The organism is Serratia sp. GW822-FHT06E05 (assembly GCF_058799445.1).
Genome location: NZ_JBXALM010000006.1, coordinates 63,929 through 88,177, shown reverse-complemented (window position 1 = coordinate 88,177; position 24,249 = coordinate 63,929). Strand labels below are relative to the sequence as shown.

The window sequence follows — 24,249 nt, the reverse complement described above, 5'->3', positions numbered from 1 at the left end:
CTGTGGCTTAAGAAAGCCTTACGCGATCGAAAAGCCCAGCTTGTGCAGCAGCTCCGCACTGGCGCTATCATCACACTGGACGCGTAATGAAGACCATTCACGGCGCTCCTGATAATGTTTGCGCAGACGATCAAACTCGCCCGGTTGCCCGGCCACTTTACGCAGCGGCGCGTCGTCGCGGCGCACATCATACACCAAGTGCATCAATCGTTTTAATTTGCCTTCGTCCAGTGGCCCATTGAGCTGGATCTGACTGAACTCAGGCACCGGCAACAATGAGGCCAGTTCGATCTGCTGCGGCTGTCCCAGGTGGCGGCTGAAGGCCTCGAAGACCTGCGTCGTGCCGCGCGCCTTACCCTCCAGCGTATAACCGGCGATATGCGCGGTACCGATATCGACCCGCGCCAGCAGCGGCAGAGACAGCTCCGGCTCAGGTTCCCACACGTCCAGCACCGTGCTCAGCTTTTTGCCTTTTTCCAGCGCCTGCAACAGCGCCGCGTTGTCGACTACCGGACCGCGGCAAGCGTTGATCAGAATGCGATTGTCCGGCAGTGCCGCCAGCAGTTCGGCATCCGCCAGGTGCAATGAATGATAAGGGCCGGATTTATTGAGCGGCGTATGGAAGGTCAGCACGTCAGCTTCCGCCACCAGCTTCTCCAATGGCCAGAACTCGCCGCTGTCACCACGATCGGCACGCGGCGGATCGCACAGTAAGGTACGTACGCCCAGGGCTTTCAAACGGGCATCCAGCCGTGAACCTACGTTGCCAACGCCGATAATACCGACGGTTTTATCGCGCAGGTGAAAACCGTCACGCTCAGCCAGCAACATCAGCGCGGAGAAGACATATTCCACCACGGCAATGGCGTTGCACCCCGGTGCCGCAGAAAAACCTATACCCTGCTGTTGCAGCCAGGCGTCGTCTACGTGATCGGTGCCGGCTGTCGCGGTGCCGACAAAACCAATGCGGGTGCCGGCAAGCAGCGCTTCATTCACTTTGGTCACCGAGCGCACCATCAACGCATCGGCATCCGCCAACGCATCACTCGGAATTGGGCGGCCAGGCACGGCCTGTACGTTCCCCAAGCGACTGAACAATTCAGTCGCGTACGGCATATTTTCATCAACCAGGATTTTCACTTGTTGCTCCGACGGTTTACGGCTATTTATACCCAAAATAATTGGCGCTGCATCAAGGCGGTAAGAGCAGGAGTCCCCAGAAGCTTACTCAAATAAGTGACTGGGGTGAGTGCTCGCAGCCAACGCAGAGGCGGCGTCAAGTATGAAGCGTTATCTGGGAAATAGTGTGCCACTGAATCATGCCCGGCGAAAGCGCTCGGGGGTGGTGCCGGCGATTTGCTGAAACATGACGATAAACGCCGACGCAGAGCTATAGCCTACTTCCAGCGCAACCTCTTGTACGGTTTTACCCTGCTCCAACAGCGAAACGGCATGCAAAAAACGCAGGCGCTGGCGCCATTCGCTAAACGACATCCCCAAGTCCTGCTGGCAACGGCGCGACAGCGTGCGTTCAGTGGTGTAGACCCGAGTGGCCCAGATGGCGAGCGAGGTATTGTCCGACGGACAGTGCTCCAGGGCTTCCAACACCGGTGCCAAAAATTTGTCTTCGGAGGTCGGCAGATAAGTTTGCTGCACCGGTGATATATGCAGTTGGTCGATCAACGCGCGGCACAGGCGTAAATCCTGTTTGCTTTGCGGGATGTATTGTTTGCGAGCGTAAAAATCTTCGGCAATGGCGCGGAAAATCGGGGTCACGCTGACCAGACAAGGTTCTTCCGGCAAACCGGCGCACAGCGGCAGCGCAATATCCACCATGCGACACTGCGCCAAGCGCTGGTTATAGCAGGAGTGTTCAATCTCCGCCGGCGCCCACAACACAAACTCTGGCGGCGCCAAAAAGCGCTGGCCGCCGATACGCAGCACCATGACGCCAGCTTTTACCCACATCAACTGTCCCCAGCTGTGGCGATGTGGCTGGAACTCGGTACGAGCATTGAACTCTTCGCAGCGGAACTGCACCGGCCGCGGCGCCGGGATCAAGGCTTCTGGGAAATGGCGGATTTCTGGCATGGTTTCGCCCCGTTACTTGTCTTGTTTGGCAGAAAATTTGTCTGAATATCGCTATATATAATAAACCGGACACGAGTAAACTAGCCAGCATGTTAGTCGTTAATGAGAATAATTATCATGAATATGCTCTTCCCTTTGCTGGCGGTTCTGATTTGGTCAATCAACGCCGTGGTCAGCAAACTCTCGGCCACCGCTATCGATCCGGCCGCGATCTCCTTCTACCGCTGGTTGCTGGCGCTGATCACCCTTACACCGTTCGTGCTGCCCGGCGTGATCCGCCATTGGTCGGCAATACGCACCAACTGGTGGAAATTGCTGGTTCTCGGCATGCTGGGCATGGTGCTGTATCAGAGTCTGGCCTATTACGCGGCGCACAGCGTCAGCGCGCTGTTTATGGGTATTATTGTCTCGCTGATCCCATTACTGACCATTCTGATCAGCATCGTGCTGTTGCGGGTCGCTCCCACGGTAGGTATTGCCATCGGCAGCCTGTTGTCTTTGGGCGGCTTGATCTGGCTGGTGAGTGCCGGTAACCCGGGTGAGTTGCTGCAGCACGGCATCGGCAAGGGGGAATTGATGATGTTCGCCGCCACCGCCTCTTATGCGCTGTACGGCGTGCTGACCAAACGTTGGGCGATTGCCCTGCCGAACTGGCAGTCGTTGTATGTGCAGATCCTGTTCGGCGTGGTGCTGTTACTGCCGAACTTCCTGATGGCACAAGACGTGTCTCTGACCAGCCAAAACATCCCGCTGGTGCTGTTTGCCGGCATTCCGGCCTCGATTGTCGCACCTTATCTGTGGATCCACGGCGTTATGCGTCTGGGGGCCAATACCGCGTCGATCTTTATGAACCTGGCACCGGTATTTACCGCCATCATTGCGGTGCTGTTCCTGCATGAACATCTACACAGCTACCATCTGATCGGCGGCGGCATTACCCTGCTGGGCGTGATCCTGTCGCAGCGTCTGCGCACACCGCTGGGACGCAAGGCCAAACAAGCCGCGGAGTGTCAGAGCTAAGATAATAATTGAAAACGCACCCGCACCAGCAGGCCACCCAGCGTGGCCGAGGTCAACAGCTCCGGGCGGGTGCCGTGATAACGGGTGATATCGCTGACCAGCGCCAGCCCTAACCCGGCACCGGGTTGATCACCCACGTTATCCAACCGATGAAACGGCTGCAGCGCCTGCGCGGTATCCTGTTGGGCAATGCCCGGGCCGCTGTCTTCAATTTCCAATATTCCCTCCCCGGCCTGCTTGTCCAGGGTTAAACGTGCGGTGACCGTGCCCTGATGCGGCGTATATTTCAGTGCGTTATCCAGCAAGTTGGCGCACAGTTCGGTTAGCAACAGCGTTTCTCCGCCGACCCAACAAACCGATTCTCCCTCGTACCCCAAATCGATGCGCTTGCTGCGGGCCTGGGGTAAACGTGAAAAACAGGCATCGCGCAGCACCTGCGCCAGGTTTACCGGCTGCAGTTGGCGATCGGCGTGATGCTCATGAGCTTTGAGCCGTGAGAGATAGAGCAAGCGATCGGTCAGCGCCACGGTGTTATCCAGCGTTGCGCTCATGGCCAGCAAGCTTTCCCGCCACTGCTCCGGCTTATCGCTGGCCAGCGCCACCCCCACCTGGGTTTTCAATACGGTTAACGGCGTGCGCAGCTGATGTGAAGCGTCGGCGCTAAAACGTTCCTGTCGTGCGACCATCACCCGCAGCCGTTCAATATAGCGGTTGAATGCCAGCAACAGCGGCTGCATTTCCGACCAGGGCAACACCATCGGCAATGGCGTCAGTTCACCCGGGTCACGCCGCAGCATAATGCCGGAAAGCTTGCGCATCGGCTTAAGCACCCGCTTGAGCAACGCAAAGGCCAGGATCATGGTCAGCACAACCACGGTTCCCTGGCTGAGCAAAGCGGAAAGCATCATCTGCCTTGCCAGATAGCGGCGCGACTCCAGGGTTTCCGCCACCAGAATGGTGGCCATGCCCATCACTCCGGATTCGTTGACCGGCTGGTACAGGGCAGCGACGCGGATCGGTCGACCGCGATATTCGGCGTCATAGAAATGCACCAGCGCCGGGTACAGGCTTGAGCGTAAAATATGCGGCGGCATCGTCGGCAGATCGTCATAGCCGGAGATACTTACGCCCTGCGGGGAGATCACTTCGTAGTAGAGCTGATCGTTCATGTTGCGCTCAAAGCTGTCGAGCACCACGTAGGGCACATCCGCCTCAAGCCGGCCATTTCGCACCACCAACCGTTCCGCCACGGTACGCGCTGACGCCAGCAACGTACGATCGTAAGCCAGCGTAGCGGCATTCATCGCGCTGAAGTAGTGGGTATAAATCGAGATACCGCCTAACACCAGCAGCGGCAGGCCAAAAAACAACAGCAGTTGATAAAACAGCGATTGCGGCGCGTTAAACCACCTCATTGCAAAGCTCCAGGCTGTAGCCCAGACCGCGCAGAGTGATAATCGCCACGTTGCTGCCCTGCAGTTTTTTTCGCAGCCGGTGGACATAGAGTTCGATGCTTTCCGGATTGGCCTCGTCGGCCAAAGTAAACACCTGTTCAAACAACTGCTGTTTGGCCACCGGCCGACCACGGCGGTGGATCAACGCGGTCAGCACCGCCAGTTCACGCGGCGTCAATTGCAGAGGTTTGTCGTCCAGCTGAAAATAGCCTTCATCGTGATAGGTCAGCGCACCGTATTGCAGCGCCTGCTGGGTCACGCCAACGCTGCGGCGCAGCAACGCCCGAATGCGCGCCTCCAACTCATCCAGTTCGAAAGGCTTGGTGAGATAATCGTCGGCCCCCAGGTTCAACCCTTTAACCCGATCGGCGACGTCGGTTCTGGCCGTCAGCAACAGCACCGGTAAATCCTGCCCTCGCTTGCGCAGACGGGCCAGCAGATCCAGCCCGTTCAGCCGCGGTAACGCCACGTCCAGCACCACCAGCGCATAGGATTCGTTTAACAACAAATGATCGGCCGCCAGCCCGTCCGGCGCGACGTCGACGGCAAAACCGACGCCGGTTAACGCCTTTTGCAGCCAGTGGGATAACTCGGGATGATCCTCAACCAATAACAGACGCATGTTTCCATTCCATTGATTTTTCTATGCCCGCAGGCCGAATACTGAGCGATAGCGCCAGCATCCGACTTATTGTCAATTAACATCTTTATAACAGCAGGATGGCACGGAAGACGCAGTGATAGAAGGGTTGCCCCCATTCAGTTTTGGGAGCTGGAACACAATTGCGACACGGAATAAACCCTGAGCCGCCGGCAACAGGGCTAATTCGTTTATCCAGCCACTACATTTCGAATTCGCAGTCAGCCAGAGCGATATCAAATACCGGTTTCAATTTGGTGGGGGTAAACGGTGGAGACACCAGTACCAAACGATTGTTGGTGGAGAAAACCAGATCTATGCCAGTAACACAGGCGGTCATGTAGCTAGTGTATTTTTCGCCTTTGCCATTTGAAAAATGCAGTTCAAAAACGCCGATATCTGCACGCAGGCGCTTCAGTCGACAATGGCCTTCCTCCCCAACAGCCTCGGCATAAGCCGCGGGCAACATCTTGATGGCACTTACTTTATTGCTGTCCTTGCTGCCGAATAACTTCCCTAATGAAAACATAATACCGCACCTTCATACATTTTATTTTTCGGCATTTTATCGCAAGAAAGAACGACCAAAACTGACATTACGCAGGCTTTCAGCAGGTTTTACGGGCTGTTATTCCCCTGTCGTATGTGTTAACCGGCGGGCAATCAGGACGATGCTCAGTCGTGTAATTCTCGCTAACAGGAGACACGTATCACATCCCGGAAACTTTTCCCTCGGTTGAAAGGTAAATGAAAGGTTGTTGATTTAACAATCCAGCAACCCGTATCGGCGGGGATCCACACCGACTGAAAAATACCTTGGGGAAAGCAATGAAAAAAATAATCACCCGCACACTGACCGCTACCGCTCTGCTGCTGGCCACCCATCAGGCTTTTGCCCTGGAAGCGCCGAAACGCACCGAATGTATCGCTCCTGCCAAGCCTGGCGGGGGATTTGACCTGACCTGCAAGCTGATCCAGGTCTCGTTGCAAGAAACTAAAGCCATCGACAAACCGATGCGCGTGACCTATATGCCCGGCGGCGTAGGTGCGGTGGCTTACAACGCCATCGTGGCTCAGCGCCCGGCGGAATTCGGCACGGTAGTCGCCTTCTCCGGCGGCTCGCTGCTGAATCTGTCACAGGGAAAATTCGGCCGTTACAACGTCGATGACGTCAAATGGTTGGCCGCTGTCGGCACCGACTACGGCATGATCGCCGTGCGTGCCGACTCACCGTACAAAACCCTGAAAGACCTGATGAACGCCTTCCAAAAAGATCCCAACAGCGTGGTGTTCGGCGCAGGCGCTTCTATCGGTAGCCAGGACTGGATGAAAACCGCCCTGCTGGCGCGCGAAGTCGGCGTCGATCCCCACAAGATGCGTTACGTGGCGTTCGAAGGCGGCGGCGAGCCGGTTACTGCCCTGCTCGGCAACCACATCCAGGCAGTTTCCGGCGATCTGAGCGAAATGGTGCCTTACCTGCAGGGCGACAAAATTCGCGTGCTGGCGGTGTATTCCGAACAGCGCCTGCCGGGTCAGTTAGCCGATGTTCCGACCGCCAAAGAGCAAGGGTTCAATCTGGTCTGGCCGATCATTCGCGGCTTCTACGTTGGCCCGAAGGTCACGGAAGAGGAGTACCAGTGGTGGCTCGATACCTTCAAGAAAATGATGGCGACCGAGGAATTCAAGCAACAGCGCGATCTGCGCGGCCTGTTTGAATTCGACCTGACCGGCAAGGAATTGGACGCCTACGTGAAAAACCAGGTCAATCAGTACCGCGAACAGGCCAAAGTTTTCGGCCTGGCAAAATAACCGGGGGCATACCATGAGCGATCGCATTTTTGCCGGGTTCTGGCTGCTGCTGTGTATCGGCGGCCTGTTTATCGGCTGGGGCATCCAGAGTGAATACAGCTATGAACCACTGGGTCCGCGGCCCTTCCCACTGGCTATTCTCAGCCTGATGGCGCTGTGTGCGGCGCTGCTGCTGTTGAACAAACCGCAGGCCGTTGAATGGCCGCATAACAAGGTGATGCAACGTCTGCTGGTGCTGGTGATCACGCTGGTGCTGTACGCCTGGGGCTTCGAGTGGCTGGGCTTTCCGCTGGCAACCGCACTGCTGACCTTCAGCATTGGCCTGCTGTTCCAGGCCAGCCTGATAGCGGCGTTGGTGTCTGGCGCGATCATGGGCGTTGCGCTCTATTACGCCTTTGACCGCTTACTTGATGTGACACTGCCACTCGGCGTTTGGCTGAGCTAACGGGGGCGATGATGGAAACCTGGATGTATTTGTCTCAAGGGTTCGAGGTGGCGCTGGTGCCCCAGAACCTGATTATCGCCCTGATCGGCTGCTTCGTCGGCACCATTGTCGGCCTGCTACCGGGTCTGGGGCCGATCAACGGCGTGGCGATCCTGCTGCCGCTGGCGTTTGCCCTCAAATTACCGGCCGAGTCGGCACTGATCTTGCTGGCGACGGTGTATATCGGCTGCGAGTACGGCGGCCGCATCTCCTCGATATTGCTCAACGTACCGGGAGACGCTGCTGCGATCATGACCGCACTGGACGGTTACCCCATGGCACAACAAGGCCGTGCCGGCGTCGCGCTGTCGATTTCGGCGGTCAGCTCCTTTGTCGGTTCGATGATTGCCATCGGCGGGATCATTCTGTTTGCCCCGCTGCTGGCCCGTTGGTCACTGGCATTTGGTCCGGCAGAATATTTCGCCCTGATGGTATTCGCTATCGCCTGCCTGGGAAGCATGATGAGCCAAAACCCGTTGAAATCGCTGCTGGCGGCGCTGATTGGTCTGGGGCTGGCAACGGTCGGGGTGGACGCCAATACCGGCGTTTATCGTTTCACCTTCGACAGCGTCCACCTCTCCGATGGCGTGCAATTTATCGTGGTGGTGATTGGCCTGTTCTCGGTCAGTGAAATCTTGCTGATGCTCGAAAGCACCAGCGCTGGGCAAAAACTGGTGCGTAAGACCGGCCGCCTGCTGTTTAACCGTAAAGAGGCCGCCGAGTGCGTGGGCCCCACGCTGCGTTCTTCGGTGATCGGTTTCTTCGTCGGCATTCTGCCGGGTGCCGGGGCCACCATCGCCAGCGCCCTCACCTACATGACCGAAAAGAAGATCAGCGGCAACAGCGAAACCTTCGGCAAAGGGGATATCCGCGGCGTTGCTGCGCCCGAAGCGGCCAATAACGCCTCGGCCTGCGGTTCGTTCATTCCGATGCTGACGCTGGGCGTACCGGGTTCCGGCACCACAGCGGTAATGATGGGGGCGCTGACGCTGTACAACATCACGCCAGGTCCGGCAATGTTCACCGAACAGCCGGATATTGTCTGGGGGCTGATTGCCGCGCTGCTGATTGCCAACGTGATCCTGCTGATCATGAACCTGCCGTTGGTGGGCCTGTTTACCCGCATGCTGACCATCCCTTTGTGGTTCCTGGTACCGGCGATTGCCGCGGTGTCGGCGGTCGGCGTTTACGCGGTGCACAGTACCACCTTTGACCTGCTATTGATGGTTGGGCTGGGGGTGTTTGGTTACATACTGAGGAAGATGCACTTCCCGATGTCACCGCTGATCCTGGGCTTCGTTCTGGGAGAAATGCTGGAGCAAAACCTGCGCCGCGCGCTGTCGATCAGCAACGGTGAGTTCAGCATCCTGTGGGGTAGTGGCATCGCGCAAACGCTGCTGGTGCTGGCGGTATCCGTGCTGGTGCTGCCGCTGCTGTTGCGCAGAATACGCAAACGCCGCCTGACGGCGGAAGCGGCCAAGGCCGAATAAGCAAAAGGGCGGAGTATTAACTCCGCCCTTTTCATTTAACGTTTAATTTCGCTTATCGCCCGTTCAAGGGCCGCAATATCGTCATTGGCCAGCAAAGGCTGCACCTGAGCAAAATCCTCGGCCGACAGATCATAAATACGCAAAGCGAGTAACCTGGCTACGATCTGCGGAGCAAATCGCAGTCTTATTGGTCGCGCCGGATTGCCCCCCACCAGGGTGTAAGGCTCAACATCCTTCGTCACAACGCTACCGGCGGCGACTATCGCTCCTTCCCCAATCGTCACGCCCGGCATCAGCATCGCCCGCATGCCTATCCAGCAGCCGTCCCCCAACCGGGTATCACCCTTCGGCTGATAGGAAGCCAGAATGCTTTCCATCATCGGATACAGGCAGAACCAATCGGCACGATGGGTATGGTTGCCCCCCATCAGGATCACCGCCTCGGCGGCAATGCAGACATAATCGCCGATCAGCAATTGGTCTATCGTTCCTAGCGGCTGCCACTGTTGGCTGACCTCGTCGCCGTGCAAATAACGCACCACGGAGCGCTCAAAGCCGTCATCCAGGTAGTCGCTGTAATAGCTGTGAGTCCCTTTGACGATAATATTGGGGTTGGTCACCGTTTGGTGTAACAGTTCTGTTTTTGACCAGTGTTTTTCAGTCATGGCGCTTTCTCTATATTCATTGCAAGAGCCACAGCCAAATGTCTGTGGCAGTGTTTTTTGGTCGTAAAACACTGCCGCTTTAAGCGATTAACGCCCGTTTTAATCTTGGGTTATTGGTCATTGTTGCCTCCACATCCGGCCCTAATGTTAACAAATCACGTCGCAGCCGTCTTGCTCTTCAGCATCAGCACCCCGCCCATCACCAACGCACTGCCCAGCAGCTGTAACTGATTCATACTTTCCCCCAGCAGGAAGTAAGCGATCGCTGCCGTGAACACCAGTTCCAGCGACAGAATCAGGTTTGCCACCGCCAGCGGCAAGGTTTTCAAACTGATGTTGTACAGGCCGAACCCCAACAGCGTTGGGCCGGCAGCCAGGGTCAGCAGCAACCACCAGCCCCCCCACTCGATACCCTGAACGCCCTGGGACAGGAACCACAATGACCCCGTCATGCCGTGGAACGCCTCCAGTGGGTAAAAGGTCAGCGCGGCATTGAACAACCATTGATAGACCGCCGAAAAGCCGAACACGTACAGGATGGTGTTCCACACCGGGTAACGCCGTTCGGTCGCGACCCGCCCGCCCAGCGTATAGAGGGTGTATCCGATGCCGGACAGCATGCCCACCACCAGCCCCAACAGGTTAAAATGGCTGTTGCCCATGCTGTCGCCGTTGCTGACCAGAAAACAGCCGCCCAGGCTGACCACAATCACCACCAACTGGCGCAGGCTAAGGCATTCGCTGTACATCATCCAACCGAGAAACACGGTAAAACCGACCGAGCAGTAGGTCAGGATGGTCGCCACCGACGCACCGTTCAGCGCCACCGACAGCGTCCACAGACTGTTGAACACTGCCAACAGCAGACCATAGCAGGCATAAAAGAGGACCTGCGAGCGCTGTAAACGCGCCCATTCGGGTTTGAACAGCAGCAGTACCGGCAACAGCACCAGAGCAACCAGCGCCGCACGCCAAAAAGCCAGCACAAAGGTCGGCAGGTGATAATACTCCGTCAGCACGCGGATAATAATGGCGGTAAAGGCCAGCAACATGGCGCTGACGATAGCAATCACATACCCCTGACTGCTGCCCTGTAAAATGCGCGCCCCCGGGAAAACCGGCCTGGCTGAGATACCCGATGGTAATGACATGACACCCTCAAAAAACGGCGATAGTGAACTCAGGCGAGATTCTAGCGCCGCGCAGTTTTACCGCCAGAGCCACTTTTCCCCGATGTCATACAGGCCACTTTTAACCGCTTGAAGCCCTGTAACTATGGGGTATAGTTAAAATCGCCATCGATAACCGAGCCAATTACGCATGCATATTCCCTTAGACCGTCAGCAGAGCATTCCTTTGTATCTGCAAATTGAGGAAGCGCTGCGGCGGGCAATCCTCAGCGGCGTATTTGTCGATGGCGATAAGTTGCCCTCCACGCGTACGCTCGCCGCCAAATTAGCGGTCAGCCGGTTGACGGTGGACAACGCCTATGCCGAACTGGCGGCCAAAGGTTTTTTGCGTCAACGGCGCGGCAGCGGTGCCTATGTTTCGCACCCACTGCCCCAGCTCGCGCTGCCACGCCCAGCAAGCGATAGCACTTTCCCAGCAGAACGTTTTACTACCCTGACCTCCCGGCTGGATGGCTACCCCGATACGCCGTTGCCGGACAACATCATCAACTTTGCCGCCGGCGTCGGCAGCCCGAAAGTCTTCCCCCAAGAGGAGTTCCGCAAGATACTGCTGTCGGTACTCAGCCGCCATGCGGAAGAAGCCTTTAGCTATGGCGAATACTGCGGCTATTATCCGCTGCGCGATACCCTGGGGCGGATCCTCACCGCTCAGGGTATTCCGACCCATGCAGAGCAACTGCTGATCACCAACGGTTCGCAACACGCCATCAGCCTGATAGTGCAAAGCCTGCTGGAGCCGGGCGACACGGTGATTGTCGAACAACCGACCTACGCCGAAGCGCTGGGGCTACTGCGCCAGCACCGCATCAATATCGTCACCGTCCCCAGCGACCGGCACGGCATGCTGGTTGAACAGCTGCCCGCACTGATCGAAAAACACCAACCGAAGTTGATTTACACTATTCCCAATTTTCATAACCCCACCGGCCGCTGCATGAGTGAAGCGCGCCGTCGACGCCTGCTGGCACTGGCCCAGCAGGCCGGTGTAGTGATATTGGAAGACGATTTTGTCGGCGATTTGCGCTACAACGGCAAACAGCTGCCGTCGCTGCGAGCGCTGGCGCAGCCGGGGGCGGTGATTTACGTCAGTACCTTTTCAAAAATGCTGCTGCCCAGCATGCGTATCGGTTACCTGGTGGCGGACAGCGAACACTATCAGCGAGTCGCTCGTCTGAAACACGTCGACAGTTTTACCAGCTCGAGTCTGATCCAACGCGCGCTAGACGCGTTTGTCACCATCGGCCGCTACGAAAAACAACTTCGGCGCACCGGACGTTTATATCGTCAGCATAGAGACGTAATGGTGACAACCTTGCAGCAGCAACTGCCGCCCGGCTGTCAGTTTGAAACGCCTGAGGGTGGACTGTTTATCTGGCTGACGCTGCCTGCCGCCGTCAGCACCGAGGCACTGATGCCCCTGGCCTGGCGACACGGCGTGACCTTTGCGCGTGGGGAGTGCTTTTATGCCGAACAACAGCAAGGCGCACATGGCCTGCGATTGAATTTCGCCGCCAATACGCCGCCGCAGATAGAGGAAGGTATCGCCCGACTGTGTCGGGCGATTAATGAGGTCATCACTTCAGAATAGGCCGCGGTTCAGAGCCCGGCCCACCATAGCCGCAGCTTCATTCCCCAATAGCTGGTCCAGCCGGTGGTGCTTTGCACCACCTTGCCCTCGGAAATGACCACCAAGGTGGGCGTGACGCCGATCTGCCACTGCGCCGACAGCTCGCCACGGGGATCGTTAACCACCGGCAACGTCACACGCTTGCCCGCCAGCCACTGTTCCACCTGACGATCGTCGCCGGAACGCAGCGCCACGGTCAATACGTTGCCGCCCTCGCCGACCAGTCTGGCAACATACGGCGTGGTAAACCGGCAAACCCCGCACCAGCTGGCCCAGAAATAAACCAGCAGCGGCTTGTCCTGGCTGAGCTGCGCCAGCGAAACTTGTTCACCGTTCAGAGTCGTCAACGGTTGCGAATCGAACGCCGCCGGTGGCTGCGGCGCGCGTAACCAGTCCATTCCGAACGCAACCGCCAGCACAATCAACAACAGGATCAGCAGTTCGCGGCCCCAACGCCGCAGCTTAGCCATTGTTAACCTTCGCAAGCTGTTGTTTCACTACCGCCTCCAGATCCTCATACGACACCGCGCCAGGCAGCATTTGATCGCCGATCAGGGTGGCCGGCGTTCCTTGTACTCCAAGCTGCTCCGCCAATGCCATATTGGTGCGCAAGGTGGTCATGCTCTGTTCGCTTGGTGCAACGGCTTTAACCCCGGTTTTCTGCTGTGCGGCAGCGATGCTGGCCGTGTCATGGAAGCCTTTTTTCGCCATCAACCGCTGATGCAGCGCCCAGAATTGGTCCGGGTGTTGCTGCCAGGTCGTCAGCGCCACGCGTGCAGAACTGACGGAGCTCTCTCCTTTGAACGGCAGCAGTTTTACCACCAGCGCCACATCAGGATACTGTTTGACGATTTTTTCCAGCATCGGGTCAAAACGCTTGCAGTATGGGCAGTTGTAATCGGTAAAGGCCACCAGCGTCAGTTTGGCGTTGGCCGCTCCCAAACGTGGGCTGGCCGGATCTTCGTATAGGGTTTTGGCGTTTTGCTTGATCGCCTGGCTGATTTGCTCACCGGCGGTCTGTTGCTGCCAGGCATCCACCGCCTGCGCCAGAATATCCGGGTTCGACACCAGTGTTTCGCGGATCAGCTCTTTAATCCGCACCTCTTGTTCCGGGGTAAAAGGAGCCGCAGCCCAGACCGGAGTAACCATCAGCATCAGTAACATCAGTAATTTTTTCATTGTGAATTTCCTTTGGCGGCGGACAGGGTTTGCAAGACGGCATCGCGGGTCAACAGCGGGGATAACACCACGCCATCAGGGTTGCCGGGGCCATAAATCTGGTTAAAAGGAACGGCAACGCTGCCGCGTTTTTGCAGGAAAGCGCTAATCTCGGCCGAAGGACGGCTCCAGTCTCCTCGCAGGGCGACGACGTCGCTGGCGCTCAGCGCTTTCTGCACGTCATCACGCAACAGCACGTTGAATTTGTTGGCTTTACAGGTTACGCACCAGTCTGCGGTGACGTCGACAAACACCCGTTTGTTCTGAGCGAGTGCCTGGGCGATCGCCTGTTCACTTAGCGGTTGCCAGGTGACATTGTCGTGCAGCGGCTGACGCCACAGCCCGGCGGTCAGCGAACCGGCCAATAACACCACGCCGACCAGCACCAGCGTGCCGGCCGCCAGCTTGGCCGCCAGACGAACCCCATGTTGCCAGCCTACCGCCAACAACAAGGCCAACAGTGCGATACCGCCCAATGCCAGCGTCGGCAAGGTGCCAATATGATTGACCATCAGGCTCAGCAGCCACAGTGAAGAAGCCAGCATCAGCAGCCCCATGGCCCACCGTAAAGTGTTCATCCAACGCCCCGGACGCGGCAGGCGCAGCGCTAAAGCAGGCCATGCGGCGATCAGCAGCCAGGGCAGGCTCATGCCGATACCCAAGGCGACAAACATGCCCCACAGCACCGGCAGCGGCGCAGCCAGTGCAAAGGCCACGGCAGTGCCCAGGAAGGGAGCTGAACAGGGCGTCGCCAGCAAGGTGGCAAATGCGCCCTGCCAGAAATGCCCGCTCAGGCCACGGCCGTTATGGGTCGCCAATTTGGTATTAAGGGAGGAGGACAGCTGCAAATGGAACAGGCCAAACAGGTTAGCGCTGAACAGTAGCGTCACCAACACCATAAAGCCGATAAACCACGGGTTTTGGAACTGAATACCCCAGCCCAACGCCTGATTGCTCAAGCGCAGCAGCGTCATCAGCAACGCCAGCGCCATAAAGGACGCCACAATGCCAAACGAGGACGCAAGGAACTGCAGCCGAATGCTGTGTCGGTCGCGCTGCTCCACCTGCAAAATCGATCCCAGTTTGATGCCCAGAACCGGCAGCACACAGGGCATCAGGTTGAGGATCAGGCCCCCCGCCAACGCCATTAGCACCGCTTGCCACAGCGAGAAACTGGCGGCGCTCGGCAGCGTCAGCGGCCCGCCAATCGGCAGCGTCACCTGCTGTGCCATGCCGCCGTCGCCGATTACCAACGTCAGGGTTTTACCGCGCAGATCCGGGGCGCTGTCACCCCAGCCATCGCTGACCGGTACCCGCGCCGTCATCAGTGAACCTTCGCTACTGACCTGTGGCTTGCCGAGGTCTGCGTCCTCCAAGGTGTCGAAGAACAGCTCCGGCTGTTGCCAACCGGCGGCTCGCTCGGCGCTGATCTGTAATTCGCCATTGAGATAACCGGCCTTGATGCTCTCCACCAGGCCCTCGGCGATCGGCACCTGGCCCATCGCCTGGGCAAAGTCATGGTCAAACTGCGCGTCAGACGGCGCGGCAAGATCCAGACTGAACGGATAGTCGGTCAAAATACAGACGTTGCTGCAGGTGGACAGCGTCAGCGTCCCCGCCAACTGGCGCGTTGCCGTTCCTTTCATCACCATCGGCAGCTCTACCCGATCGTGGTAGCCCTGCGTGGAAATGCCGGCCACCTCAAAACGCTGCGGCGTAGGCCAATACCAGGTCACCGGAGGCGGATTGCCTTGCCAGGTTATTGCCGGCGCAATGCCGCCTTCCCCCGGCGAACGCCAGTATGTTTTCCAGCCTTTTTGCAGCTCAATAGCCAACAGCAGACGGGTTTCTCCTGGCTGCGAGGTGTCAGCGCGGAGTCGCACCTTGGCATGATCGTTGGTCGGGCTTTGCAACCAGCCGCTGTCCGCCGCCTGCAAAGCGGGCAGCCACAGCATTAACAGGCAGACAAACGTCGACCTGATGATATTCAACATGTTTTTTCTCCATAAATAAGACAATCACCAAAACAAACGGGCGATTAACTCATTCACGGAAGACGCATAATCGGAGATGCACCCTGAGGGTGGGAGGGGAAATCACTCTGGGAGGAGGAATGCGCAAGCGCGCAGCCACGGTAGGCGCCAACAGCGCCAGCAGCAGGCCAAGCCCGAGCAGCACGGTTTCAAACATCACCGGCGGTGAGGCCAATAAGGATTTAGCGCTCAGTTCACAGGGGGTAGGTTGCAGTTCGGCGGCATCGTCGCCGGCGGATGGCGCAGCGCTGGCAGCAGGAATCCCCATCGCTTGCTGCAACGCATGCAGGCTCGCCATGCGCTGAGTCATGCAGGTCAGCACCACCAGGCAAGCCAGGCATAAAAACCATTTCGCAATCCGCTGCTGTTTAACCATGCCGCCCTCAATTCCAAGTCTGCGCTTATCTTAGCGGCGCAGGCGCGTTTAGCAATGTTTTGCCTGTAAAGAAATGTCTTACGACGGTATTGATGGCGGGCATTTACGGGTATCATAGGCGCACACCTGCGCTTTTCGCCGGGTACGACGATTATTCTTTCCCCAAAGTCATGGGTGTTGCGGCAAGGCGGCAGCAAGCGAGTCTCGATGAGCTTACTCAGGTAAGTGTTTCGAGTGAGATTGCGCAGACCACACCGCGGCAACGCCAGCTAAACTGGGGGATACACAGCGAAGGACAGGTGATATGCAACCTTTGAGTGGACCGGGCACCCCGATCGCCAGCGATCGTCCTTCAACCCCGGGCAAAACCACCCCCACAGACGATAGCCCGCTCTCCCCGGCGCAGCGTACGACGCTGGAGAAGCTGGTGGTCAAAATCATGGCGCTAAGCCCGGCCAAATCCGCAGAGATTTGGGTCACGCTGCGTCACGATCTGCAGACAGACAACAGCAGTGAACTGCTGGCGCGTCATTTTCAGCCGGCCGAGCAACTGCTGCAAAACCGTCTGACGCAGGTACAGCAAAACCATGCCAGTCGCCAACTGATGCAGCAGCTTACCGAACTGTTGCCGCAGGGCAATAACCGCCAGGCGGTGAGTGATTTCATTCGCCAGCAGTTTGGCCACACGGTACTGAGCCAGTTGAGCCACTCGCAGTTGCAGCAGGTACTGAATCTGTTACAGACCGGCAGCCTGACGATCCCTCACCCGCAGCAAACTGCCACCAGCGATCGCCCGCTGCTGCCTGCCGAGCATCAAAGCCTGCAGCAGCAGGTCACCAAGCTCAGTGCCGCCACCGGCGAGTCGCCAGCCAAGATCTGGCAAACGCTGTTTGATCTGACCGGGGTTAAAACCAACGATCCGCTGCCGGCGCGCCACTTCCAACTGCTGAACCAGTTTTTGCAGGTGAAGGTCGCGCTGAGTCCACAAACCGCGCCGACGCTGAACAACCTGCTCGCCGTGCTCAAACAGCCGGCGGATGCGCAGGAGCAGCAGCAGTTGAATGACTACTGCCAGTCCCGCTTCAACTGCAATGCCAGCGCCCCCTTGACCCACCCGCAGATGAGCGACGTCATCAACCAGCTATTTGCACGTCGTCTGGAAAAAGCCGGTCATGCTCAGCCGATCATCGGCAACGCTACCGAGCCGCAACCGCTGCTCAATCCGCTGATTGCCGCCCTGCCCCAGCCGCTACAAAAAGCGCTGAGCAAACCGGCGGTGACGCTTATCCTGTTCATTTTGGTGCTAGCTCTGGTATTGGCGCTGGTGTTTTAACGCTTTCCCTTCCCAAACGATTTCTGGCCTGTGGATGCCCTGTCCAGGGCCAGACTCGAATGCTGATATTAACTTCGCGGTAACTCCGGCCAACGTCAGGCGCAGCCACAGTCCTCTCCACTGGCACTTCCCACCAGCGAGCCCGGCTGTTCACCGGTGGCCAGGGGATGACCATCACGTATCCAGAAGTCCAATCCACCAATCAGCTCTTTCACCCGCAGTCCCTGTTGAGCCAGTTTGTAAGCCCCTTTGGTCGAACCGTTGCAGCCGATACCATCACAATAAGTGACATAGACCTTGTCGCGATCCAGATGCGCCGTGCCCGCCTCGTCCATCAACCGGTGCGGCAAACTGATAGCGCCGGGAATATGCCCGGCCGCATAGAGTGCCTCTGCACGGGTATCGATCACCAGGATCTCACTGACCCCGTTGCGCAGATCCTCCGCCACGTCCCACGCATCCGCGTAATAACTCAGCTTTGCGGCCAGATAATCCAGGCTCTGCACCGCGCTGCCCGGTGGAAAAGCCAAAACCAATGAAGATACCGCCATGGAATTCACTCCTGTAGAGAAAGACTGATGACAATATTGCCTGATTTTGGTCTTATGCTTGATACCCATTTTCGCCCATGGATAAGTCCCATTATGGCTAACGCATTGCCCACTCTGTTTCATCAACCGGAACACGCCGGTGGCACCTTGCGTGAACGCGTCTGCAGCACGCTGCGCCGGGCTATTCATCATGGGGCTCTTGGCCCTGGGCAACGCTTGCCCTCATCGCGGGTCCTGGCTGAAGATTTGGGCGTCTCGCGCGTAACCACCGAAGCAGCCTATGCCCAGTTGGAAGCCGAAGGCTATCTGCAGCGCCGCGTTGGTCAAGGCACCTTCGTGGCGATCAACATCGTCAAGTCACCACCCGCCGCCAAAGTCAGCGGCGAACCCCGCCTTTCACAACGCGGCACGCAGATCGCGCAAACCGGTGGCTGCCACGATCCACTGCAGCCTCTGCCCTTCGCTGCCGGATCGCCGGATTTACGTGCTTTCCCGCTAAAACTGTGGAAACAGCTCACCGCTCAACAACTGCGTCTGCGTGGGGAAGCTCTGATGCGCTATGGCGATCCTCAGGGCTACTTTCCGCTACGCGAAGCCATTGCCGGCTATGTCAGCCAGACGCGCGGCGTTAACTGCGATGCGCAGCAGGTCGTGGTGCTGACCAGTTCGCAGCAGGCCCTGCAGCTGATTGCCACCCTGCTGTTGGATAGCGGTGACAAAGTGTGGATGGAAGACCCCGGTTATCGCGGTGCCAGAAACGCCTTTAGCAGCGTCGGAGCCGAACTTGTCCCGGTCAAGGTGGACGACGCCGGACTGATGCCCGATGAACACCTGCCTGCACCTCGACTGATTTACCTGACGCCCTCGCATCAATACCCCACCGGCGTAGCACTCAGCCTGCCACGCAGGCTCGAGCTGCTGGCGCTGGCACAACGGCAGCGGGCCTGGATTATTGAAGATGATTACGACAGCGAGTTTCACTATGACGGCCAGCCGATGCCGGCGATGCAGGGGTTGGATCGGCACGGCAACGTGCTTTATCTGGGCACCTTTTCCAAGGCGCTGTTTCCTTCCCTGCGGCTGGCTTATTTGGTGTTGCCACCGGCGTTAGTGGAGCCTTTTACCACCGCACGCACGGTATACGACGGCCACAGCGCCCAATTGATGCAGGCGGTGACCGCCGAATTTATCCAGCAGGGGCACTTTGCCGCCCATATCCGCTATATGCGCCAGCTGTACCGCAGCCGACGTGACCTGTTACTGGTGGAGGTGCAGGAAAAGCTTGGGCATTTCGCCACCCCGCAACCGGCAGGGGGCGGCTTGCAGCTCAGCGTTTGGCTGCCGCCCGGGCAGGAGAGCGCCCTGACTCAGCAGGCGCAGCGCCTGGGCATAGTCACGCCCGGATTGACGGCACAGTACCAAACCCCGAGCCTGCAGCGCGACGGCTGGCTGCTGGGCTTTTCCGCCCTGACACCGGGCGAGATCCGCGCCGCCGTCGAGCGGTTGACGCGGATCTCGCCTGCTTGACCTTGCGGGGCGCTTGGCGGCCCCGAGTCAGGTTATTGCTCGGTCAACCGCAGCTCGGCCACCAACGGCAGGTGATCGCTGACTGCCGGCCAGTGAATGCCGTTCCAGTCGCCGCTGGCGTTCGGCACCGTCAGGCTGTCCAGATGCCAGCGCTGGGCATTGCCGCTAAAGATATAATCGACCTTGATTTCGGCGTTTTCCGCCGGCCAGCTGCGGCCATCCTGCTGCTTGGGCATGATGTCGTTCCAATAGCGGCTCAGCTCAGTCCAGGTGACGCTGCCCGGTACGTCGTTCATGTCGCCGAACAACAGCTTGATACCGCGCATTTCAATCGTGCGGTCATTCAGTTCGCGCACCTGATCCAGCCGCATCGCCGGATCTTCCTTGGTGTCCAGATGGGTATTGATCAGGGTAATCGGCGCCGGGAACTCGGGCACGTCGGTCTGGGCGCTGAATGCAATTCGCTGTTCGCGCTGACCGGAAGGCAACGGGTAAATTTTGCTGTCATGCAGCGGGTATTTCGATAGGAACGCCAGCCCATATTCGCCGCCGTCAAAATCAATCGCGCGGCCGAACGCGACGTGCATACCGGTCAGTTTGGCCAGTTCCTCCGCCTGATCGAGCTTGCCGCTGCGGCCGGTCAGTTTGTCCACCTCCTGCAGCGCCACCACATCGACATTCATCGCCTTGATCGCTTTGGCGATTGCGGTCATGTCGCTGACCTTGCCGGCGGCGATATTGAAGCTGGCTACGCGGATCTTCGGTGCCTGCTCCAGGCTATAGGTTTTGTTTTTCAGACCGCCAAGCGCACTGGCTACTTCACGGCTATTGGCGTTGCTGTTGGCATGGCCACCATCGGTGGATGACCAGGCCGTATGCGATATTCCCAGGGATAACAAAGTGATAAGTAAAGCATGACGTGAGCGCATGTATTCTCCTTTAACGATCCTATTATTTGGGGGCACCCGTTCCCCCACAGCTAACAACGATTTTGCCGCAGTTACCCGAGACTATTTCCTAGTTGTGCCGCTATTTTTTTATTCTGCGCGGCATCTCGCATTCCGGCAGCGAAAGCATTGCACCATTGGACAACCGGCTGATTTAGCTTTAAAACCGTTAGACCGCTTATCGAGAGGAACCCGCATGACCAGCGCCATTGCCGAACAGCTCACCGAACGTTTCTTCCGCTATCTGGCGGTGACCAGCCAGAGCGACGCCGCCGTAACCACCTTGCCCAGCACGCCGGGCCAACATGATATGGCCAAGCTGCTGGCGGCCGAACTGCGCCAGCTAGGCATGCAAGACGTGCAAATCGACGATCACGCTACCGTGACCGCCCGCAAACCCGGCAATCAGCCAGGCGCTCCGCGTATCGGCTTTATCACCCATATCGATACCGTTGACGTTGGCCTGTCGGCCCATATTCACCCGCAGCGCCTGCGCTTTACCGGCCAGGATCTGTGCCTGAATGCCGAACACGATATCTGGCTGCGCACCGCCGAACATCCGGAGATCCTGGCCTATCCGAATGAAGAAATTATTTTCAGCGACGGCACCAGCGTGCTCGGCGCCGATAACAAAGCGGCAGTCACGGTGGTCATGACCCTGCTGGCCAACCTGAGCGCCTCCGATCGCCACGGCGACATTGTGGTGGCCTTTGTCCCGGATGAGGAAATTGGCCTGCGCGGCGCCAAAGCGCTGGATCTGACGCGTTTCGAGGTGGATTTTGCCTATACCATCGACTGCTGCGAGTTGGGGGAAGTGGTGTATGAGAACTTCAATGCCGCAGGTGCGGAGATCCGTATCGAAGGGGTCACCGCGCACCCCATGTCGGCGAAGAACGTGCTGATCAACCCGATTCGCATCGCCAACGACATCATCAACCAATTCGACATCAAGGACACGCCGGAACATACCGAGGGGCGCGAAGGCTACTTCTGGTTCAACGATCTGACCGCCAATGCCAACCTCGCTACGTTGAAAGTGTCGATCCGCGATTTTGACCTGGCCGGGTTCAATGCGCGTAAAGAGCGCATTCAGGAAGTGGTGCAACAGGTGGCGGCAAACTACCCGCGCGCCAAGGTCAGTTGCAAGGTGACGGATATCTACAGCAATATCAGCAACTCTATCGGGGAAGACCAGCGAGCCATTGAGCTGATTTTCGGTGCCCTGGCCGCCCACGGCATTCCCCCCAAGGTGATCCCGATGCGCGGCGGCACCGACGGCGCCGCACTCTCCAGCCGTGGGCTGCTGACGCCGAACTACTTCACCGGCGCGCACAATTTCCATTCGCGCTTTGAGTTTCTGCCGATCAGCGCCTTTGTGAAATCCTATCAGGTGACTCGCAGCATCTGCTTGCTGGCGGCACGCGGTTAGACGCCATGGTGTAAAAGCGCGGTATGGCAGGAAAATACCGCGCTTAAGCCAACAGCCAGCCAAGCAAGCTGGCCCATACCAGTAACGGCAACGAAAAGTAATGAAATTTCAGCCAAATTTTGCCCTCGTCCGCCATACGCAGCGCAATCAGGTTCGCCAGCGAACCGATCGCCAACCCAAATCCACCGGCGTTGACCGCATAGGCCAGCAGTTGGCTGGAAGGCACGTAGTTGAGCATTAAAATGGTCGCCGGCACGTTGCTGATCACCTGCGACAGGCCAATCCCCAAAGCGTAAATGCCCCCGTTACCCAGCGTAGCGATATCGGCGAACCAAGGCTGGATCGCCTGCAACCGGGTAAACAGCCCCACGTCGATGAACATCGCGATAAAGACAAAAATCAGGCTCCAGTCGATCTGCAGCAATACCCGACGCGCCAGCAGTAAAAAACCGACGAACACCGCCAACAGGCCATACAGCGGCAGATCAAGATCCAGACACAGCAGAAAAATCACGTACAGCGCCACACAGCTCAGCAACAGGCGTAGCTGATACGGATAACCTTCGGTGTGCGGCGCTTTAACGATATCCCGCGCCGGGAAGCAGAACCCGGTCAGCAGCAGCAAACTGACCAGCATCACCACGCCAAACGGTGCCATTTGGCCAATGAACCCCAGGAAAGAGAGTGAAGACTTGCTCCACAGCAGAATGTTTTGCGGGTTGCCAATCGGCGTCAGCAATGAACCGGCATTGACCGCCAGCGCCTGGAAGATAATCAACCGGCCAATCGGTAACGACGACAGTTTTTTCAGCGTGATGGTCAGCGGAATGACGATAAACAGCGCCACGTCGTTGGTCAGGAACGACGACAGCAACGCGGCGGAAAACACCAGAAACAGCGCCAATCGCCGCTCGCTGTGCAGCGTATTGATGATTTTGCGGCCAACAAAATCGAAATAACCGCTGACCTCGACGCCCTTGGTGAGTAACATCAATCCAAGCAGCGTAATGATGGTGCGCCAGTCGATAAAACTGTTTAACGCAGGCAGCTGTTGCGGGTTAAAGGCCGCCATCAGTACGCCGACTAACAGCAAAATATGCAAAAAACGATCTTTCAGGAACGGCTGAATCAGCCGGGAAACGGCGTTTGAACTCATGTTGAGCGCTTCAAAAAAACAACCAGGGATCAGGAACCAGACGTTAGCCCAAGCACGGAGGCAACGCCAGCAAAATGCTCTTTTACAGTTAACTGCTTTTCATTTGCCGCGCTTTACTTTATTTGTAGCGCCTTTCACTGTTTCAAAGGATGTTTTCATGGCTAACGTTTTTGCCAAAGGGCTGTTGCTGAGTGTGACCATCGGCTTACTGGCTGCCTGTAATGACCCGGATACCCGCCCACAGATCGACATTGAAGGCAAAACCATGGGCACCTTCTACAGCGTCAAGGTCAGCGGTGACGAGGCGGTCAATAAACAGCAGTTGCAACAGCAGATTGACGCCGTGCTGGAACGCGCCAATGACGATATCTCCACCTATCGCAATGATTCTGTGCTTTCGCGTTTTAATCAAACCCAGAGTACCGAGCCACAGCCGATCCCGCGCGGAATGGCGGATATTATCCTGATGGCTCAGCGCATTGGCCGCGACACTCAGGGCGCGATGAATATCACCGTGGGTCCGCTGGTGAATTTATGGGGCTTTGGCCCAGACAAGCGTGTGGTCAAGGTACCGAGCCAACAGCAAATAGAGGCGGCACAAAAAAATATTGGCCTGCAGCACCTGAAGCTACTCAGCGACAGCCGTGGCGAATGGCTGCAAAAGGACTTGCCCGGGATGTATGTTGATCTCTCGACGTTGGGCGAAGGCTATGGCGTCGATCAGTTGGTGCAGCTGATGGCCCGTAATGGTATCACCCACTATCTGGTGTCGGTCGGCGGTGCGGTTTCCTCGCGCGGCATTAACGGGCAGGGCAAACCCTGGCGCGTGGCGATCCAAAAACCGACCGACCGCGAAAATGCGGTTCAGGCACTGGTTGATTTGCAAGGTTACGGCATCAGCACCGCCGGCAGCTACCGCAACTATTTTGAACAGGACGGGCAGCGCTATTCGCACGTGATCGATCCCACAACCGGCAGGCCGATTACTCATCGCCTGGTATCCGCTACGGTGATAGCGCCCACCGCGCTGGAAGCCGACGGCTGGGATACCGGGTTGATGGTGTTGGGGACGGAAAAAGCGCTCAAACTGGCGGAAGAAAAAGGCTTGGCGGTTTACCTGATCAGCAAAACCGATGATGGGTTCAGCGCCGTAATGACGCCGCAGTTCAAGGCGTTTCTGGTGAAATAGTTTCTGTGCGGTAAAGACGG

23 protein-coding genes are annotated in these 24,249 nt (G+C 57.7%); 9 read left to right on the top strand and 14 right to left on the bottom strand.

All coding sequences use genetic code 11. The annotated features are described in order from the left end of the window. Window positions 1–18 precede the first annotated feature (18 nt). Both pdxB and AC1RKC_RS15345 read right to left on the bottom strand, forming a co-directional pair. Complete coding sequence (gene pdxB, locus AC1RKC_RS15350) at window positions 19–1,140, bottom strand: 4-phosphoerythronate dehydrogenase PdxB (protein ID WP_046373046.1); 1,122 nt, start codon at window positions 1,138–1,140, stop codon at window positions 19–21. A 177-nt stretch (window positions 1,141–1,317) separates the two neighbouring features. Beyond that, complete coding sequence (locus tag AC1RKC_RS15345; protein ID WP_046373045.1) at window positions 1,318–2,091, bottom strand: AraC family transcriptional regulator; 774 nt, start codon at window positions 2,089–2,091, stop codon at window positions 1,318–1,320. A gap of 117 nt (window positions 2,092–2,208) precedes the next feature. Between AC1RKC_RS15345 and AC1RKC_RS15340 the strand changes: the two genes are divergently transcribed. After that, window positions 2,209–3,111: a DMT family transporter gene (locus AC1RKC_RS15340; protein WP_046373044.1), complete on the top strand. Its 903-nt coding sequence runs from the start codon at window positions 2,209–2,211 to the stop codon at window positions 3,109–3,111. On the opposite strand, the gene AC1RKC_RS15335 is transcribed toward AC1RKC_RS15340, so the two are convergent. From AC1RKC_RS15335 to AC1RKC_RS15325, 3 genes are all read right to left on the bottom strand, one after another. Beyond that, window positions 3,108–4,526 (bottom strand): sensor histidine kinase, encoded by a 1,419-nt coding sequence (locus tag AC1RKC_RS15335; RefSeq protein WP_020827879.1) that lies wholly within the window; start codon window positions 4,524–4,526, stop codon window positions 3,108–3,110. The genes AC1RKC_RS15340 and AC1RKC_RS15335 overlap by 4 nt on opposite strands. Further along, window positions 4,513–5,187 carry a transcriptional regulator TctD gene (gene tctD / locus AC1RKC_RS15330; protein WP_020827880.1) on the bottom strand — a complete coding sequence of 225 codons (675 nt, stop codon included), beginning with the start codon at window positions 5,185–5,187 and terminating at the stop codon, window positions 4,513–4,515. Before tctD ends, AC1RKC_RS15335 begins: the two co-directional genes overlap by 14 nt. A 220-nt stretch (window positions 5,188–5,407) precedes the next feature. Then, window positions 5,408–5,734: a hypothetical protein gene (locus tag AC1RKC_RS15325; protein WP_046373043.1), complete on the bottom strand. Its 327-nt coding sequence runs from the start codon at window positions 5,732–5,734 to the stop codon at window positions 5,408–5,410. Window positions 5,735–6,033: 299 nt separating this feature from the next. Here AC1RKC_RS15325 and AC1RKC_RS15320 point away from each other — a divergent pair, with 299 nt between their 5' ends. From AC1RKC_RS15320 to AC1RKC_RS15310, 3 genes are read left to right on the top strand one after another with little or no spacing between them, the layout of a single operon-like run. Further along, window positions 6,034–7,014 carry a Bug family tripartite tricarboxylate transporter substrate binding protein gene (locus AC1RKC_RS15320; RefSeq protein WP_020827882.1) on the top strand — a complete coding sequence of 327 codons (981 nt, stop codon included), beginning with the start codon at window positions 6,034–6,036 and terminating at the stop codon, window positions 7,012–7,014. A gap of 13 nt (window positions 7,015–7,027) precedes the next feature. After that, on the top strand, window positions 7,028–7,459 hold the full coding sequence (locus AC1RKC_RS15315; RefSeq protein ID WP_020827883.1) for a tripartite tricarboxylate transporter TctB family protein: 432 nt from the start codon (window positions 7,028–7,030) through the stop codon (window positions 7,457–7,459). An 11-nt stretch (window positions 7,460–7,470) separates the two neighbouring features. After that, on the top strand, window positions 7,471–8,988 hold the full coding sequence (locus AC1RKC_RS15310) for a tripartite tricarboxylate transporter permease (protein WP_020827884.1): 1,518 nt from the start codon (window positions 7,471–7,473) through the stop codon (window positions 8,986–8,988). Window positions 8,989–9,023: 35 nt separating this feature from the next. On the opposite strand, the gene AC1RKC_RS15305 is transcribed toward AC1RKC_RS15310, so the two are convergent. Then, the gene (locus AC1RKC_RS15305) at window positions 9,024–9,653 is read right to left on the bottom strand and encodes a CatB-related O-acetyltransferase (RefSeq protein WP_128864618.1); all 630 of its coding nucleotides are present in this window, start codon (window positions 9,651–9,653) and stop codon (window positions 9,024–9,026) included. A gap of 155 nt (window positions 9,654–9,808) precedes the next feature. Continuing rightward, on the bottom strand, window positions 9,809–10,804 hold the full coding sequence (locus AC1RKC_RS15300; protein ID WP_261135621.1) for a DMT family transporter: 996 nt from the start codon (window positions 10,802–10,804) through the stop codon (window positions 9,809–9,811). Window positions 10,805–10,973: 169 nt separating this feature from the next. Here AC1RKC_RS15300 and pdxR (AC1RKC_RS15295) point away from each other — a divergent pair, with 169 nt between their 5' ends. Further along, entirely contained in the window at window positions 10,974–12,431 is a 1,458-nt protein-coding gene (gene pdxR / locus AC1RKC_RS15295) for a MocR-like pyridoxine biosynthesis transcription factor PdxR (protein WP_149572619.1), read from the top strand. Window positions 12,432–12,439: 8 nt separating this feature from the next. Here the strand turns inward: pdxR (AC1RKC_RS15295) and AC1RKC_RS15290 are convergent, their stop codons facing one another. Genes AC1RKC_RS15290 through AC1RKC_RS15275 form a run of 4 tightly spaced genes read right to left on the bottom strand, consistent with a single transcriptional unit; the run spans window position 12,440 to window position 16,097 of the window. Next, the gene (locus AC1RKC_RS15290; RefSeq protein WP_116690055.1) at window positions 12,440–12,940 is read right to left on the bottom strand and encodes a protein disulfide oxidoreductase; all 501 of its coding nucleotides are present in this window, start codon (window positions 12,938–12,940) and stop codon (window positions 12,440–12,442) included. After that, window positions 12,933–13,649 carry a DsbA family protein gene (locus AC1RKC_RS15285; RefSeq protein ID WP_115058399.1) on the bottom strand — a complete coding sequence of 239 codons (717 nt, stop codon included), beginning with the start codon at window positions 13,647–13,649 and terminating at the stop codon, window positions 12,933–12,935. The genes AC1RKC_RS15290 and AC1RKC_RS15285 overlap by 8 nt, the downstream gene beginning before the upstream one ends. Further along, on the bottom strand, window positions 13,646–15,682 hold the full coding sequence (locus AC1RKC_RS15280) for a protein-disulfide reductase DsbD family protein (protein WP_261139132.1): 2,037 nt from the start codon (window positions 15,680–15,682) through the stop codon (window positions 13,646–13,648). The genes AC1RKC_RS15285 and AC1RKC_RS15280 overlap by 4 nt, the downstream gene beginning before the upstream one ends. A gap of 49 nt (window positions 15,683–15,731) precedes the next feature. Further along, window positions 15,732–16,097, bottom strand: coding sequence for a hypothetical protein (locus AC1RKC_RS15275; protein WP_046373035.1), 366 nt, complete (start codon window positions 16,095–16,097; stop codon window positions 15,732–15,734). A gap of 304 nt (window positions 16,098–16,401) precedes the next feature. Between AC1RKC_RS15275 and flk the strand changes: the two genes are divergently transcribed. Further along, entirely contained in the window at window positions 16,402–17,430 is a 1,029-nt protein-coding gene (flk, locus tag AC1RKC_RS15270; RefSeq protein ID WP_046373034.1) for a flagella biosynthesis regulator Flk, read from the top strand. A 95-nt stretch (window positions 17,431–17,525) separates the two neighbouring features. On the opposite strand, the gene AC1RKC_RS15265 is transcribed toward flk, so the two are convergent. Then, window positions 17,526–17,981 carry a rhodanese-like domain-containing protein gene (locus AC1RKC_RS15265; RefSeq protein WP_048762983.1) on the bottom strand — a complete coding sequence of 152 codons (456 nt, stop codon included), beginning with the start codon at window positions 17,979–17,981 and terminating at the stop codon, window positions 17,526–17,528. 93 nt (window positions 17,982–18,074) lie between these two features. On the opposite strand from AC1RKC_RS15265, the gene pdxR (AC1RKC_RS15260) reads away from it, so the two are divergent. Then, on the top strand, window positions 18,075–19,508 hold the full coding sequence (gene pdxR / locus AC1RKC_RS15260; RefSeq protein WP_493092276.1) for a MocR-like pyridoxine biosynthesis transcription factor PdxR: 1,434 nt from the start codon (window positions 18,075–18,077) through the stop codon (window positions 19,506–19,508). Between the two features lie 32 nt (window positions 19,509–19,540). Here pdxR (AC1RKC_RS15260) and AC1RKC_RS15255 read toward each other — a convergent pair whose 3' ends face one another. Continuing rightward, window positions 19,541–20,437, bottom strand: coding sequence for an endonuclease/exonuclease/phosphatase family protein (locus AC1RKC_RS15255; RefSeq protein WP_020827894.1), 897 nt, complete (start codon window positions 20,435–20,437; stop codon window positions 19,541–19,543). Between the two features lie 214 nt (window positions 20,438–20,651). Between AC1RKC_RS15255 and pepT the strand changes: the two genes are divergently transcribed. Next, entirely contained in the window at window positions 20,652–21,884 is a 1,233-nt protein-coding gene (pepT, locus tag AC1RKC_RS15250) for a peptidase T (protein WP_115058395.1), read from the top strand. Between the two features lie 43 nt (window positions 21,885–21,927). Here the strand turns inward: pepT and AC1RKC_RS15245 are convergent, their stop codons facing one another. After that, a complete protein-coding gene (locus AC1RKC_RS15245) occupies window positions 21,928–23,040 on the bottom strand; it encodes an SLC13 family permease (RefSeq protein WP_493092275.1) in 1,113 nt (370 codons plus the stop codon). Window positions 23,041–23,197: 157 nt separating this feature from the next. On the opposite strand from AC1RKC_RS15245, the gene apbE reads away from it, so the two are divergent. Beyond that, window positions 23,198–24,229, top strand: a complete 1,032-nt coding sequence (apbE, locus tag AC1RKC_RS15240) for an FAD:protein FMN transferase ApbE (RefSeq protein WP_493092274.1) — start codon at window positions 23,198–23,200, stop codon at window positions 24,227–24,229. The last annotated feature ends 20 nt before the right edge of the window (window positions 24,230–24,249 follow it).